13 protein-coding genes are annotated in these 16,175 nt (G+C 44.4%); 7 read left to right on the top strand and 6 right to left on the bottom strand.

All coding sequences use genetic code 11. The features are described from left to right. Positions 1 to 4: 4 nt before the first annotated feature. A complete protein-coding gene (locus LZG73_RS20085) occupies positions 5 to 1,612 on the top strand; it encodes a hypothetical protein (protein WP_233853967.1) in 1,608 nt (535 codons plus the stop codon). On the opposite strand, the gene LZG73_RS20080 is transcribed toward LZG73_RS20085, so the two are convergent. The 4 genes from LZG73_RS20080 to LZG73_RS20065 form a co-directional block, all read right to left on the bottom strand. Beyond that, entirely contained in the window at positions 1,607 to 2,056 is a 450-nt protein-coding gene (locus tag LZG73_RS20080; RefSeq protein ID WP_233853966.1) for an Rrf2 family transcriptional regulator, read from the bottom strand. The two genes, LZG73_RS20085 and LZG73_RS20080, sit on opposite strands and share 6 nt — an antisense overlap. Positions 2,057 to 2,237: 181 nt before the next feature. Beyond that, positions 2,238 to 4,643, bottom strand: coding sequence for a 3-hydroxyacyl-CoA dehydrogenase/enoyl-CoA hydratase family protein (locus LZG73_RS20075; protein ID WP_233853965.1), 2,406 nt, complete (start codon positions 4,641 to 4,643; stop codon positions 2,238 to 2,240). Positions 4,644 to 4,659: 16 nt separating this feature from the next. Then, positions 4,660 to 5,124 carry a MarR family winged helix-turn-helix transcriptional regulator gene (locus LZG73_RS20070; protein ID WP_026631983.1) on the bottom strand — a complete coding sequence of 155 codons (465 nt, stop codon included), beginning with the start codon at positions 5,122 to 5,124 and terminating at the stop codon, positions 4,660 to 4,662. A gap of 150 nt (positions 5,125 to 5,274) precedes the next feature. Beyond that, positions 5,275 to 6,522 (bottom strand): TlpA disulfide reductase family protein, encoded by a 1,248-nt coding sequence (locus tag LZG73_RS20065; RefSeq protein ID WP_233853964.1) that lies wholly within the window; start codon positions 6,520 to 6,522, stop codon positions 5,275 to 5,277. A 140-nt stretch (positions 6,523 to 6,662) separates the two neighbouring features. Between LZG73_RS20065 and rsmH the strand changes: the two genes are divergently transcribed. The 5 genes from rsmH (at position 6,663) to mraY (ending at position 13,014) form a co-directional block, all read left to right on the top strand. Then, entirely contained in the window at positions 6,663 to 7,580 is a 918-nt protein-coding gene (gene rsmH, locus LZG73_RS20060; protein WP_233853962.1) for a 16S rRNA (cytosine(1402)-N(4))-methyltransferase RsmH, read from the top strand. A 21-nt stretch (positions 7,581 to 7,601) separates the two neighbouring features. Further along, positions 7,602 to 8,027 (top strand): FtsL-like putative cell division protein, encoded by a 426-nt coding sequence (locus LZG73_RS20055; protein WP_233853960.1) that lies wholly within the window; start codon positions 7,602 to 7,604, stop codon positions 8,025 to 8,027. Positions 8,028 to 8,085: 58 nt separating this feature from the next. After that, a complete protein-coding gene (locus LZG73_RS20050; RefSeq protein WP_233853959.1) occupies positions 8,086 to 10,230 on the top strand; it encodes a penicillin-binding protein in 2,145 nt (714 codons plus the stop codon). Between the two features lie 7 nt (positions 10,231 to 10,237). Beyond that, positions 10,238 to 11,716, top strand: a complete 1,479-nt coding sequence (locus LZG73_RS20045) for a UDP-N-acetylmuramoyl-L-alanyl-D-glutamate--2,6-diaminopimelate ligase (protein ID WP_233853957.1) — start codon at positions 10,238 to 10,240, stop codon at positions 11,714 to 11,716. 83 nt (positions 11,717 to 11,799) lie between these two features. Next, a complete protein-coding gene (mraY, locus tag LZG73_RS20040; protein ID WP_082216780.1) occupies positions 11,800 to 13,014 on the top strand; it encodes a phospho-N-acetylmuramoyl-pentapeptide-transferase in 1,215 nt (404 codons plus the stop codon). Positions 13,015 to 13,073: 59 nt separating this feature from the next. On the opposite strand, the gene LZG73_RS20035 is transcribed toward mraY, so the two are convergent. Together LZG73_RS20035 and aroB are read right to left on the bottom strand one after the other, a co-directional pair. Next, entirely contained in the window at positions 13,074 to 13,649 is a 576-nt protein-coding gene (locus tag LZG73_RS20035) for a DUF4136 domain-containing protein (protein ID WP_082216781.1), read from the bottom strand. Positions 13,650 to 13,739: 90 nt separating this feature from the next. Further along, complete coding sequence (gene aroB / locus LZG73_RS20030) at positions 13,740 to 14,774, bottom strand: 3-dehydroquinate synthase (RefSeq protein WP_233853956.1); 1,035 nt, start codon at positions 14,772 to 14,774, stop codon at positions 13,740 to 13,742. Positions 14,775 to 15,068: 294 nt separating this feature from the next. Between aroB and LZG73_RS20025 the strand changes: the two genes are divergently transcribed. Continuing rightward, a complete protein-coding gene (locus LZG73_RS20025; RefSeq protein WP_233853955.1) occupies positions 15,069 to 16,124 on the top strand; it encodes a VOC family protein in 1,056 nt (351 codons plus the stop codon). Positions 16,125 to 16,175 lie beyond the last annotated feature (51 nt).

The following is a 16,175-nucleotide window of genomic DNA, read 5'->3' as shown; positions in this document are numbered from 1 at the left end:
TCGTATGATCACTTTCGACAATTCTCCGCCTGTATATTGGTTCATTGGATATGTGCTGGCGGCGTTTGTTATCTTCTCCGCTTTTTACAAGCCTATTCCCAGTAAAATATTTATCCTGTCAGCAATTATATTGCTGATTTTCATGCGTTTACCGGTGATCGTTTTCAACAGGGAGTTGAATCCGGACGAAAGCCAAATGCTCAGCCACGCCATCACTTTATTCCAGGACCCGGTTTACTGGCGCTCCGTCGACGGGACCACAATAGGCCCGCTTGACAATTATTTGCTCGTTATCCCCAAACTTCTGGGTTTCCAAATCGATTACACATCGGGACGCATTATGGGTTTGCTGTGCGCGGGTGGGGCAATGTTATTCTTGTTTTTATCATTAAAAAACTGGTTTGGAACATCCATAGCCAGAAAAATATTGCTGGCTCCATTGTTATTTTTAGCCTTTACACAAGAGGTTGACTTCGTGCATTATTCAAGTGAACAGCTTCCTGTTTTCTTGCTTTCGCTGTCAATTTGGCTCCTTTCCCGTGCGAGCATTGACTCTGGTAAGCTTGGCAGGAATTTATATTTTTTAGGATTAACCGCCGGTGCAATTCCCTTTGCGAAGCTGCAAGCTGTCCCACAAGCATTGGTTTTGGCTGCTTCGGCTTTATGGATTGGCTATCAATGGTTTAGAGCCAAAAAAGAAGTGAGGCCAATCATTCTTTTGTTACTCGGTGGATTAACATTTCCGTTTGCCGTGCTGATCTGGACGCTGGCTTTCAATGTATTTACGGATCTGATTGATTTCTATTTATTAGGAAACGCCATTTATGCAGGAGGCAAAGGCATATTGGACATTCCAGCTCAATTTATAAAAATCGTCCGCCTCACTCCTGATTTCCAGATCTTTACATTGGCACTCATTGTTCCAATCATTGCTGGATTCGCACAGGTGATCCGAAATGTTGGAGTAAGGAAAGCTGACCTCATTTTGCCCTTAACCATCATTGCGCTGCTGATTGCCAGCATTTTCGCAGTGACAAAGTCGGGCAATGATTTTATTCATTATCTCAATTTCTGCATCATTCCCTGGACACTTCTTGCTGCTTATGGACTTTCCAGGATTGAAAAATGGTCGGTTGTTTTTCCTGCTATTTTACTCTTGTGGTTTGTTGGCAATGATGCATATTACTTTGTAAAAGAGCGCAAACTCAATGCATTTGTGTCCGTTGAAGCCCGGACTCTTGCTCAAAGTCCTGTTGTAAAAGCATTGAAAAAATATAGCAAAGCGGGTGATTTTATGGTCGTCTGGGGCTGGCAATGTGTGTATTATGTGGAAGCGCAACTGGCGCAAGGAACTGCGGAAAATCATTCTGAGCGCTCCATCTTTCAGCATGCGATGCGGGAACGATATAAAAGTCGCTATTTGTCGGACATGAAGCGGACTAAGCCTGCGATTGTGCTGGATGCGGTTGGCAAAAACAGCTCATGGGTGCAAAACAAAAAAGCCCAGGGAATAACGAGTTATCCTGAGCTTTTTCGATATGTTCAAAGCAATTACAAGCTTATTGGCGACTTTGACGACACACGATTGTATGTGCGCAAGGACCGCTTATAATTGAGAAATTACATCTGTATGCTGTGCATTTTCAGCTTGCAGCAAATCATTTAATGTTGTTCTGTCCAAAACAGCGAGATTCGCATCACGCCATCTCTCCAAAACGGAGCGCAGGCTGCATGTTTCCTCATCCTTGCAATCGTCACATCTGCCGTAGAAAAACATGGAAACACAGAGCGCCGGTGCAATAGGACCGTCAATAATGCGCAGCACTTTTGAAAAATTCACTTCGCCCGGCGGCACACGCAACAGATAACCGCCGCCTTTTCCTTTTTGACTTTGCAAAACGCCATTGTTACGCAAGTCAAGTAATATGGCCTCCAAAAACTTCTTCGGAATCTTCTCTTTTTCAGCAATATAAGAGATCAACACCGGTCCTTTTCCGTATTGCTCTGCCAAGACCTTCAACGCTTTAAGCGCGTATTTTGCTTTTTTTGAAATCATTGTAGATCAAATGTACTTTTAGTCGATTTAGCAGATAGGCGAATCGTCCTCATCAATCGTTTTAAAATGATTATTTCTAAATATCGAACATTTCACTGAATATCCTGCTAATTGCAAAACATTAATTGGTCAGACAATAATTCCCTTAAAAAATTATGAAAAATCTGCCATGCCTAATTTATTAGTTTCTCGGTGGTTTGCCGCCGCTGAGCAAGCCTTGCATTCGTTCCAGCGTTTTCTTTTCTCCGCAAAGTGACAGAAATGCTTCTCGTTCGAGGTCAAGCAAATATTGTTCGGTTACGTTTTGTGCGTAACTCAAATCTCCGCCATTGATCACATAAGCCAGTTTATTCGCAATTTTCGCGTCGTGATCGGAAATGTAGTTGGCCAAACGCATTTGGGCAATGCCCGCCATGAATAACGCAATGCCCGTTTTTCCTTGCACTTTAATGTCATTCCGTTGTTTCGGTTGCGTATAGCCATTGTCCGCCAATTCAATTGCAGCTTGTTTTGCTTCAACAATCAGCCTCGAACGATTCAGAACAATCTGGTCTTTGTCTTGCAAATAATTCATCTCGCGTGCTTCCTGCGCCGAAGTGGAAACTTTGGCCTGCGCTATGTTCATGAATGCCGTTTGGAGAATGTTCAATTCGGTGTCACCCGCGTGATACATGTCTGAGCACCGGAGCGCCATTTCCTTGGTTCCGCCGCCTGCAGGAATGATCCCAACGCCAAATTCCACAAGTCCAATGTAAGTTTCCGCATGCGCTACAACTTTGTCGGCGTGCAAATTCAGCTCGCAGCCGCCGCCAAGCGCCAATGTATGCGGCGCCGTAACAACGGGGATGGACGAATATCGGGCGCGCATCATCGTTTGCTGGAACTGCGCAATGACCATATTGATCTCATCAAATTCCTGCTCAATGGCAAACATGAACAACATCGCAAGATTGGCTCCGGCCGAAAATGCTTCACTGGATTCATTTCCAATCACCAGTCCGCGAAAATCCTTTTCTGCGAGACTGATGCCCCTATTAATCCCTTCAATCACTTCCGAGCCCATCGTGTTCATTTTCGACTTGAATTCCAGGTTAAGGATTCCGTCGCCAATGTCGTAGAGGTTTGCTCCCGCGTTTTTCCAAACAATGTTGTTTGATAAATTGCTAAGCAGGATAAAGCTGTCCTGACCGGGTATTGTTTTATAAGTTTTTGAGACAATGTCGTAATAAGAACGCTTTCCATTTTCCACTTTATAAAACGATACATTGCCAGCTTGAAGCATTTCATAAACCCAGTCCGCAGGCTTCAAATCCAAACTTTCCATGATAGCAAGCATATTTTGCACCCCTATCGCATCCCATGTTTCAAAAAGCCCATATTGCCAGCCAAAGCCTGCGGAAATCGCCTGATCAATCCGGAAAATTTCGTCCGAGATTTCTGGAATCCGCAATGAAGCATATCGGAAAATGTCAGCAAATGTCTTTCTGTAAAATTCTCCGGCCTTATCTTTTCCCGCCACAAGCACAGCAAAGCGTTTTGAAACGTCGCTGATTGCTTTTGTTCCTTCTAATGTTTCAAATTTGACTTTCCCCGAAGGTTGATACTCTAACGTGTTGAAATCCAGCGCAAGAATGACCGATTTCCCTTTGTCGTCTTTTACTTTCTTATAAAAACCCTGTCCCGATTTGTCGCCAAGCCATTTGTTATCGTAAAGCTTTTGCATGATCTCGGGCACCATGAATGCATCGCGGGATTCGTCTTTTCCTTCACCGGACGCATACAAGTTGTTGGCCACATGAACAGTTGTGTCCAAACCCACAACATCCGACAAGCGATAAGTCCCTGATTTCGGACGACCTGCAACTGGGCCCGTAAGTTTATCAACCTCATCGACGCTCAGACCCATTTCTGCTGCAACGCGAATCGTTTGAATCAATGCATAAATTCCCAGCCTGTTTGCAATGAAACCAGGCGTGTCTTTGCTCAAAACTGTCGTTTTTCCTAAAAAAAGATCCCCATAATGCATCAGGAAATCAATAACGGATTGATCGGTTTTCGGGGTTGGAATGATTTCCAGCAGGCGTAAATATCTCGGTGGGTTGAAGAAGTGCGTGCCGCAGAAATGCTTGCGAAAATCTTCGCTTCTGCCTTCTGACATCAAATGAATGGGGATTCCGGACGTGTTGGATGTGACCAATGTTCCGGGCTTCCGCAGTGCATCGACTTTTTCAAAAATGCTTTTTTTAATGTCAAGACGCTCTACAACGACCTCCATCACCCAGTCGCAATTTTTGATATCCGCCAGGTTGTCGTCGAAGTTTCCGGTTTTAATGCGCGAAGCAAAAGCGGGGCTGTAAAGCGGTGCGGGCGATGCTTTTATGGCTTGCTGCAATGCATCATTCACGATCCTATTGCGGAATGCAGGATGTTCGCTGGTGATTCCTTTGGCTTTTTCGGCTTCATTAAGCTCTTTCGGCACAATGTCGAGTAACAAAACTTCCACACCGATATTGGCAAAATGGCAAGCGATGCGCGATCCCATAATGCCCGAGCCCAAAACGGCTACTTTACGAATTGAACGATTCATTATTTAAAGGTTTTGTTTAAAGCTCTTCTTCTATTTCGCCTGCTTTCAGTTTCTGATTTTCCTCTTCCACCAGCTTGTTGATATCCTTTATCACATCAAAAAAAACGACCAGTTTGTCCAATGGAATTTTGTCCCGGATCATTGTATTGAACGAAATAACGCCCTCGCGCGCAAGCTCGCGCTTTTCTTTTCCAAGGTCTGTCAGCACAATCCGCACAAACCGCTTATCCTGTTCGCTCACTTCCCGTTTGATCAGTCCGCGTTCTTCCAGATTTTTCAGCATCCTGACCAAACTTCTTGGCTCCATGCCGAGCAATGGGGCTATTTTGGTGGCAGGCGTGCCGTTTTCAATGTCGATATTGAGCAACACATAGCCAACAGCCATGGTTGTGTCGAAACGCGCGGCGTATGCATTGTACATTCTGGAAATCGAATGCCAAGCCCATTTTATCTGGAAATCGATGGTTTTTTCCTTGCGCATCGTCTGAAAAAGCTTAATGGTGTCAGGAGTGCCCTTTTTCACAAATGTAAGAAATCGGCCGGGTATTATGCAAGCATACTAATTTTAGTTCAATAAAAAACGCATTGCCCAAAAGTGAGCAATGCGCTTCTCTAAAAGTCTGGATTTTGACTATTTTTCTGCGATCAGCTTGTCCATTAAGCCGTTGAAATCAGTCACGAATTCATCAAAATAAATGCCTGTGCCCTGACCCGAAAACCCTGTGTGGATTTCGCGCACTTTGCCTTTTTTATCAATAAAAATTGTTGTCGGATATGACATTACTTTGTTCAGCATTGGCAATGCTTTGGCAGTTGCCTCGTCGGTGTTGGTGCCGGCTAGCAGAATCGGATAATCAATCCCCATGCGTGTAATCATGCGTTTAAGCCTCGGATTGGCCACTTCGGGCTTATCCGAGCGCTCGAAGGAAAGGCCAACGACCTCCACGCCGCGATCTTTGTTTTTCTTATACCAGGGCGCAATGAAATTCGTCTCGTCCATGCAATTGGGACACCACGAACCCATAATTTGAATGATCACGACTTTATCCTTAAATCTCGGATCTTTCAAAGAAAGCGGCTTGCCGTCGGAATCAGGAAATGTAAAATCAACAGTTTCAAAACCAGGTTTTAAATAAGTAAGGCTGGCCGCATCAGGAAGTTTTGCATGCTTATTTGCTTTTGCAGTGAAGCTTCTTAAACTCTTAATGCCCGACCATAATGCGCCTTTTAATGACCCATCGTTTTGGATGGCGGCTTTGAAAAGCTTCGCATTGGAACCGTCAAATGTTGATAAATACAGGCTGTCACCATTGACACTGCCGGTTAAAAAGCGATAATCGCCCGTGGTTGTTAAAATAGATCCCGTAACGTCAGTTCCTTTTTGCACAAACGTTCCGACCGATTGCGTTGTGTCGCCCGTTGACTCTGTAATTAAAGTTGCGTCCCAGGTTCCGGCGACAGATTTTGTGCTTTTGGCTTCGCCTGGTTTAAAAAATTTATAGTTTTCACCAAACTTGGCTTCGAAAGGAATTCCGCCCGAAATTTTGCCATTCGCTAATCTATAATAAGTGCCTTTCAATTGCTCGGCTTCTGCTTTTGCCACAATTTTCATGTCAAAAAGCTCCATAGGAATCACAAGCGAGTCGTTTTGAAAAAAAGCTGTGTCCATTTGAAGCCGCTCCGTGTCATTGATCACGGTCACCGAGTAAGTTTTGCCGTCAGGATTTTTGGAAAGATCAAATAAAAATGGAAGCTTGTTTTCTTCACGGCTCAATGTTGCGCGCCAGACGCCGGTTTTCAGCTCGGGCTGTGACGAAGAATTGCAACTGATTATGGCAAATAAAATCACTACTGCCGCAAGCTGATTGACTAGTCTCATATACAATGGGTTATTATTAAATTAACGGTTAGGTGCCGAAATTAAATCCTTTGCTCACAGCAATTCGTACGCCCGAAAATTGCTAAGTTTGTAACTGCCCCCTGGCAAGAATTAGTTCCTAAGTACGTTGCTTTTAACAAATGGATTTACAAAGTACATATCACGAGCCTGTCATGTTGTCCGAATGCCTGGAAGGGCTTCACATTCAACCGGAGGGTGTTTATGTGGATGTGACTTTTGGAGGCGGCGGGCACTCGCGGGCGATTCTAGAACAATTAACCACGGGCAGACTGCTGGTTTTTGATCAGGACCCGGACGCTGCGGCCAACGCGGCGGAATTTAAGGATGACAAACGATTTACATTCATAGCGGCCAATTTCAGGCATTTGAAGCGTTATCTCAAATTGCATAAGGCCGAAAAAGTGGACGGAATTCTGGCCGATCTGGGCGTTTCGTCGCATCAGATTAACACGCCTGAGCGCGGTTTTTCGACGCGGTTTGACGCCGATCTGGATATGCGCATGAATCCGAACATTGAAAAAACGGCGCGGGAAGTGCTGAATTCAAGGTCCATGGCTGAATTGCAACGCATTCTGGGAATGTATGGCGAGGTCACCAATGCCCGCACAGCTGCCGAGGCGATATTTACTTCAAGGCATAGCACACCAATTGATACGGTGGCAGATTTGAAAGCGCTTTTGATGCGCTATGCACCCAAACATCGCGAGAATAAATATTTTGCGCAGGTTTTTCAGGCGCTGAGGATCGAGGTGAATGATGAGTTGGCTGTGTTGGAGGAATTTCTGACACAAGTGCCGGAAGTGTTAAATCCCGGAGGCCGCTTGGTCGTCATGTCTTACCATTCCCTGGAAGATCGTTTGGTTAAAAATTTCATTTTGAAGGGGAAATTTGATGGCGAATTAGAAAAGGACTTCTACGGAAATGCGATAAAGCCGCTCAACAGCGTTACCAGAAAGCCAGTGGAAGCAACTCCCGAGGAAATTGCACGAAATCCGAGGGCCAGAAGCGCCAAATTGAGAATCGCTGAAAAATTATAGTTTTTAAAATCCATTCGAGAGATGTCGGAAAATAAGAGAAGACCTAAGCCCATTCCGCCTAAGCCTCCGAAACCTGCCAAGCGCAAGCGGGAATATCACTTATTTAACTGGCTGAATCGCTTTTTGCCGCTCGATAAGGTTTTTGGCGAAAAGGCGCCAGGCAAAGAAGAGCGACTTCCCGTCAAGTATTTTTATTATTTCGGCTGGATTGTCATCTTGCTAGTGGCTTACGAACGCATTGGTTTTCAGTCGGAACAATATGTGCGAAACAGCATTAAGCTCAAAAAAGAAGTGGATGACCTGCGTGCAGAATACACTTCCATTCATGCAGAATATATGAAAAGCGGCCTGCAATCGGTGATTATTGAAAAAGTGAAAGCCGAAGGTTTGGAAGAAAATTTGATCCCTCCCAAAAAGATCATTATCAAGGAAGAAGAAGACGATTAGCCGACCAGGCTTTCCGAATATTTAATTATTATATGCTCAATTTTCTTCTTTACAATTCATGAAGAACGACGTCGAAAGCGGTCAGAACAACAAGAAAGCCCTGATCGCCCGTGCCCGGACCGTGGGCTGGCTTTTGTTTGTGTTGGCCATTGCGGTTTTTGGCAAATTGATTCGTGTGCAATATTACGATGAATTCAAAGGCAAAACCTGGGCCGAATACTCTGCCAAAAACGACTTGAAACTGGACACGATTCCAGCCATGCGCGGGAATATTTATTCCTACGACGACCGTCTGCTGGCCACTTCCCTGCCTTATTATTATGTAGGACTTGACACGAAAGTGGCTGATTCCGCTTATTTCTACAACCACATTGATGAGCTTTCATCTTTGCTTGCCAAGAGCTTCGGAGAATTTACTGCTGCTGGTTATAAGAACAAGATCACACGTTATCGGGTGAGTAAAAGCAAAAGATATTTACGACTAAAAAACCGCCAGATAAGCCACCTTGACCGCGAAAAAATCAAGAAATGGCCATTTTTTGTCAGAAACAGAAAAGGCGGCGGCGGCAAGTTCGAGACGATTTACAAGCGCTACAAACCTTTTAGTCCAATGGCTGACCGGACAATCGGCGGCATTGACCCTAAAAGCGGAAGAGGTTACATTGGCCTGGAAGCTAGTTTTGACAAAAATCTGGAAGGAAAAGCAGGCATAGGCTGGGTGGAAATGGTTGAAGGCGGCATGAAAATCCCGGTTGGCGATGCGCTGAATGTGCAGCCAGAGGCAGGACGCGATGTTTACACCACATTGGACATGAATTTTCAGGATCGGGCAGAAATCGCTTTGAGAAGAAAACTCATGGAAAGCAAAGCCAATTATGGTTGCGTGATTGTGATGGAGGTTGCGACGGGGGAAATTAGGGCCATGGCCAATTTGACCAAACGCGGCGATGGGAAATATGAGGAAGTTTTTAATTACGCAGTTGCTGGCGGAGCTGATCCTGGCTCGACATTCAAATTACCAACGATGATGGCGCTTTTAGAAGAAACCAAAATGAATCCGGATCAGGTTTCGGTCAATACGGGCACCGGATCGGTTCGCTTTCGCGGAACGTCCATTAATGATTCCAAAAGAGGCGGTCACGGCGTTTTAACTGCCACACAGGTTTTTGAAAAATCGTCCAACATTGGCGTGCACATGCTAATGCAGCGCTATTTCTTCTCAAAACCAGACGCTTATCTGTCCTATCTGAAAAGATTTCACCTGACAACGCCAACGGGAATTCACATGAAGGGTGAAAAACCACCTTATATCAAGGACCGCACTTCGAAGCAATGGAGCGCTTATTCGCTTACATTCATGTCTTACGGCTATGAAATGTCCATGACGCCATTGCAAACGCTGGCACTATACAATGCGGTTGCCAATGATGGTTACTGGGTGCGCCCGTTGATCGTGCGCGAGATCCGCAATGCGGAAGGCGTGGAAGATAAAATCCCGCCTTATGTTGAAGACAAGCCGATTTGCTCTCCGGAAACGATTAAAAAAGTGAAGAAAATGCTGGAAGGCGTTGTGAAAGCTGGCTCGGCAAAAAACATTAGTTCTGAACTTTATCAGATTGCAGGAAAAACCGGAACGGCGCAGAAACTGATCAATGGCATTTACACGCCAGGAAAATATTACACTTCGTTTGCTGGTTATTTTCCGGCTGACAAACCAAAATACAGCGCCATTGTGATTATTGACACGCCGCAGGGCGAAGGGGCAAATTACACCCTTTATGCAGGAAGCGTTGCCGCGCCGGTTTTCAAAGAAGTTGCAGACCGCATTTATGCGTATGACGTAAGCATTCAAAAACCTGTAAAAGACTCAATTCCAGAAGTTTCCAAGGATGTAAAATGGGCTGGACGATCGGAAGATCTGAAAGTTATCAGCAATGAGCTCAAACTAACGCCCGTTCCCGAAGGCACCGAATATGCAGCTGCTTCACTCCTCAAAAAAGGAAAAACCAACTGGCAGGCGCGCGTGATGGACACCAAGGACGTGCCCGATTTGCAGGGAATGGCCATGCGTGATGCTTTGTATATTTTGGAAAACAAAGGTTTCAATGTCACTTTCAAAGGCTCTGGCAAAGTCGTGGAGCAATCCTTACCGCCCGGCTCCAATGCTGCGGGCAACAAAACAATCCTATTAACATTACAGTAATTCCTTCATGGAGAGCACACAAGAGAAAATTTTAAGCGATATCCTGATTGGCGTTGCGGGAGCCGACATTACGGGTTCCAATATAGTTGTTATAAAAAATATCATTCTGGATTCCAGAAAAGTGCTGCCCGGAAGCTTGTTTGTTGCCTTAAGGGGAACACAAACGGATGGCCATCAATACATTGGCACTGCAACAGAGCTTGGCGCGACTGCAATTTTGTGTGAAGAGTTGCCTGCAACATTGCATGAGCGTGTTACTTATATTCAGGTTGCAGATTCTGCGGAGGCTTTGGGTTACATTTCCGCTGCTTTTTACGATAATCCTTCTCAGAAACTGACATTGGTTGGCGTTACGGGCACCAATGGAAAAACGTCCGTTGCAACATTCCTTTTCCAGCTTTTTCGCGCATTAGGCTATCGCTGCGGCCTTATTTCGACGGTTCAAAATCAGATCGAATATGAAATAATTCCATCGACGCATACGACGCCGGACGCTGTTGCATTGAACCAGTTGCTGGCTCAAATGCAAAGGAAAAATTGCAGCCATGTGTTTATGGAAGTAAGCTCACATGCTGTTGCGCAGCATAGAATAACAGGTTTGCAGTTTGCAGGAGGCATTTTTACCAACATTACACACGACCACCTCGATTTTCACAAGACATTTGATAATTACATTAAAGCCAAAAAAGGTTTTTTCGATCAGCTCCCGGAAACAGCTTTCGCGCTTGTTAATGTCGACGATCGCCGCGGTTCCGTAATGGTGCAGAATACAAAAGCGAAGATCGAAACGTATTCGCTGCAGACGCTGGCCAGCTTTAAGGGTAAAATCATTTCCGATACGCTTGCGGGCATGCATATGGAGATCAATTTGCAGGAAGTGTGGTTTCGGGTGATTGGCCGGTTCAATGCTTATAATTTGCTTTCAGTTTACGGCGCGGCGATTTTATTGGGTGAAAAACCTGAATCTGTTTTGACTGAACTTTCAAACTTAAAAAGCCCTCCGGGTCGATTCGAGCAGTTTCATTCTGCTGACAGCATTGTCGGGATCGTGGATTATGCGCACACGCCGGACGCATTGGAAAATGTACTCGAAACCATTAACCATCTGCGGCACGGGAATGAAAAAGTGATCACTGTTGTGGGTTGCGGAGGAAATCGGGATGCTGAAAAAAGGCCTAAAATGGCTGCAATTGCGTGTAAATTCAGCAACCGGGTTATTCTTACTTCCGATAATCCGCGTCACGAAGACCCGCTGGATATTTTGGAACAAATGCGAAAAGGTGTTCCGCCATTGGATTACAAAAAAACGACCGTCATTGAAGATCGTCGTGAAGCGATTTTTAAAGCTTACGACGAGGCCAATCCGGAAGACATTATTCTCATTGCCGGAAAAGGCCACGAAAATTATCAGGAAATCAAAGGAATCAAACATCATTTCGACGATAAGGAAGTTTTGCTCGAGGCTTTTGCGGCGCGGCACGCTTAATCAGGGATGTAAAAAAACGGTGGCCTTTTTGCGTAGTCTTTGAAAAGAAGCAACTTTGTAAAGTCATCCCCAATACATTATTCATGCTCTATTACTTATTCGATTATCTCGACAAGCACTTTAATATCCCGGGAGCGGGAGTTTTTCAATATATTTCTTTCCGGGCGCTTGGCTCGACGGTTCTGTCACTCTTCATCGCCGCGACTTATGGAAAAACGATCATTAATTATCTGAGGAAGAAGCAAATGGGCGAGACAATCCGCGATTTGGGATTGGCCGGTCAGATGGAAAAAGCAGGAACGCCAACAATGGGTGGCTTCATCATTTTAGCTTCGTTGCTCATTCCAGTGCTGCTTTTTGCGAAGTTGAGTAATGTCTACATTGTTTTACTGATCATCACCGCACTTTGGACAGGCTTAATTGGGTTTGTCGATGATTATTTGAAGAAATTTAAGAACAACAAGGACGGTCTTCATGGGCGATTCAAAATTGTTGGGCAAGTCGGCCTAGGCGTGATTGTGGGGCTTACGCTTTCTTTCAATGATAACGTCAGGATAAGGATTTACGAGCAACCGCTATTAAGCTCAAATTTGGGAGAAATTCAGCGTTACCGGGACATTATTCACCCGACGGTAACCACGATTCCTTTCATCAAAAACAATGAATTTGATTATAAAGCATTGCTTTTTGGCTGGTTACCGGAAGAATACACTTGGGTAATTTACACCATCATTGCCATTTTCATCATTACAGCTGTTTCCAACGGAGCCAACATTACGGATGGAATTGACGGGCTTGCGGCGGGCGTTTCAGGGATTATTGCGCTTACATTAGGCGTTTTGGCCTATTTGTCGGGAAATACAAAGTTTTCGCAATATTTGAACATCATGTACATTCCGAACTCGGGCGAGCTCGTGATTTTTTGCGCAGCATTTATAGGCGCCTGCGTCGGGTTTCTCTGGTATAATGCTTATCCCGCCCAGGTTTTTATGGGCGATACGGGAAGCTTAATGCTGGGTGGAGTCATTGCCGTGATTGCGCTGGCGATCCGTAAAGAATGGCTTATTCCGTTTATGTGTGGGATTTTTATCGCTGAAAATCTGTCTGTTATCGTCCAAGTCAGCTATTTTAAATACACCAAACGAAAATATGGCGAAGGACGAAGGGTCCTTTTAATGTCGCCGCTGCACCATCATTACCAGAAAAAAGGCATTCACGAATCCAAGATCGTGACGCGTTTTTGGATTGTAGGAATTATCCTGGCGATTTTGACGCTGGCGACTTTGAAGTTGAGGTAAAAAAAGAGAATAGACTTGCTAAGTTTTGAAAACTTAGCAAGTCTATTCTCTTTTTTTACCTATCTGCCAACCGCCTCGCTATATCTTCTCGGATCATAACCCTTCGCGAACAGCGGATATTGGTCAAAAATCCTTCTTACAACGCTTCTGTAATGATTATTTGAGTTTTCAACGCCCTTGAAAATTCCGGAAGCATAACCTCTCCACACCACCTGATCGCTTTCGGCGTCGATGAGTGAAACGATGAGTGTTCCTTTGTCCAAAGCATATTTGATGGGTTCGTAACGGAAACCGTCATTTTCAGTGTCAACCCAGTTTTTGATAACGGGCTGCATGTAACCCTGATAACGGAGGTTATCATAAAAAATGCCGTAGTTGACTAGCAATGTTGGTTTTTCTGCCGTGAGCTTGTAACCTCTCACTTGCATTTGACGGCGGATAGCCTCGTAAATTTCGGTGCAAAGATTGTTTGTGTCGCGCTCACATTCCAAAAATGTGTAGGAAGAGTAATCTTTGAAATTGGTTTCGTAACTGTAATCGTGCTCCACAAACACTTTTCGACCACTGGAGCAACCCGCTATTATAATTACTAGGAGTAAAGCGGCATAAGTAAAAATTGACCTAAGCATAAGCATTTAAAATTGTCAGGTTATGAATAATTGTATCAAGTATATATTTATACAAATCGAACAAAATCAATAACTTACGCCAGACGCCTTTTAAAACTATCCCAAATAATAAGCTATTGATTTTCGCATTTCAGAAGCAGAAATCACTACATCGTATTCACATTGCCCTGCTCCTTTTAGCAACGAGAACCGCACTTCCTTTCCTTTATTCTTCTTGTCCTGACGTGTCAATGCAATGATTCCGTCAATATCCTCTGCCTTAATGTCCACTTTACCAAAAGTGGCAAACAGAAACTCTTCAATGTCTGTAAGCGTCTGCTGGTCAATCATTTTTCTCGAATAAGAAAGAAAACTTTCCATGATCATTCCCACTGCAATCGCTTCTCCGTGATACAACCTTTGACTCGCAGGTTTATTCAAAAAGCAAGTTTCAACGGCATGTCCAAGGGTATGACCAAAATTGAGAATTTTACGCAAACCTTTCTCCGTTGGATCCTGATCCACAACTTCTTGCTTGATTTTTACTGAATGCGCAATCAGGTCCGTCCAATTTTGTCTTTCAAAATCCTTTTGCCTTATCTCCTCCCACTTTTCCGCATCTGCAATCAGGCAATGTTTGATAATTTCCGCAAACCCTGATCTTATTTCCCGTTCCGGCAATGTTTTCAAAAAATCCGGATCGATTAGGACGCGTTTTGGTAAAGTGAAAACGCCTAAGTGATTTTTAAACCCTTGAAAATCAATCCCCAACTTGCCGCCAACGCTGGCATCCACCTGGGAAAGCAAAGTCGTCGGCACCTGTATAAAATCTATTCCACGTTTGTAAACTGCCGCACAAAATCCGCCCATGTCCCCGATCACGCCGCCTCCGATATTGATCACCAATGCGTGTCTGTCCAATTCTTCTTTCGTCATTGCATCCCAGATTTTCTCGCAGGTCGACAACAGTTTATTCGACTCACCGCTAGGGACAGTTACAATGCTATGTCCTGGTAAAATCGCTTTCAAATGCGGATAGCAATGCTTTTTCGTATTATTATCCGCTATGACGAATACTTTGGAATACGCTGACGAACTTAAAAATTCACTTAAACTTTCACTGATTGGGGCAATAACAACAGACTCGTTCATTCTACTTTTTTGTGAGACAGCGCTCATAACACATACGATGAATGCACCGCAATGGATGCGTTGATATCCAGCTTTTTAGAAATAATATTCTGGAAATCTCTTTTAAATATATGAATTATTATGTTTCCCAAATAATCATTTAACTTTTGTATCCCAACAAATTTTTCCCAAATCGCACATTTTCGTCGCAATTGCGTATAGTAACCTCTGATTTGCCATTTATTTTGTAAAATTGCCCTCCGCTTCAATCAGAAATTTAGATTTTTAAGCCTTAACCAATCATAATTTTATCGAATGAGTGCTCCGCTGATTTCAGGAATTCAACAAGTAGGAATTGGTGTTCAAAACGTGCCTGACGCATGGAAGTGGTATCGCAAGATGCTTGGTTTTGACGTTCCGGTGTTTGATGAAAAGGCGGAAGCACCGCTCATGACGCCTTACACGGGCGGCGAAGTGCATCAGCGACATGCCGTTTTGGCCATTAACATGGCGGGCGGCGGCGGGTTGGAAATCTGGTCATTTACAAGCAGACAGTCAGCGCTTCCAACTTTCAAACCGGAAATCGGCGACCTCGGCATTAATGCGATCCGATTCAAGGCTCCTGATGTAAAAAAGGCGCACGAATGGTTGAAAAGTCAGTCGAAAGAGTTTGTGGGTCCATTGGCAACATTGCCGGAAGGAGAAGGTTTTTGGGGAAATGACCCTTACGGAAACACATTTCAGATTACGACAGACGCAAGCTGGTTTCAGCAAACAGGAAAACCTGTTGGCGGCGTCTCTGGCGTTGTTGTAGGCGTTTCTGACATTGATAAATCAATGGTGTTTTATAAAAATCTGCTGCAACCGTTGAAAGTTATTTATGACAAAACGGGTGTTTTTGAAGACATTCCCACAACTGTTAAAGGGCAGCGTTTCAGAAGGGTTTTGTTGAGAAAATCATTTACGCCGCACGGTGCATTCAGCCGCTTGCTAGGGAACATTCAAATCGAACTTGTCCAAGCACTGGATCGCACGCCAAGAAAAATCTTTGAGAACCGGTTTTGGGGTGACTGCGGCTTCATTCACTTGTGCTTTGACACGATCGATATGGACACATTGAAATCAAACTTACAATCACAAGGTTATCCGTTTACAATTGACAGCGAAAGATCATTCGGCATGGAGTCGGCTGCGGGGCGATTTGCTTATCTGGAAGATCCGGACGGGACATTAATCGAGCTTGTAGAAACGCATAAACTGCCGATTTTGAAGAAAGTTGGCTGGTTTCTGGACATTCAAAAGAGAAAACACCAGCGGCCTTTGCCAAACTGGATGCTGAAATTAATGAGTTTGAGTCGGGTGAAGGATTGAGACTTCCCAAGTTTTTGTAAACGGCGCCGCCCAGGCTTGGGAAGTCTCATG

It is taken from the genome of Dyadobacter sp. CY326 (assembly GCF_021390515.1).
Taxonomy (GTDB): domain Bacteria; phylum Bacteroidota; class Bacteroidia; order Cytophagales; family Spirosomataceae; genus Dyadobacter.
This window is presented reverse-complemented; position numbering and strand designations above follow the sequence as displayed.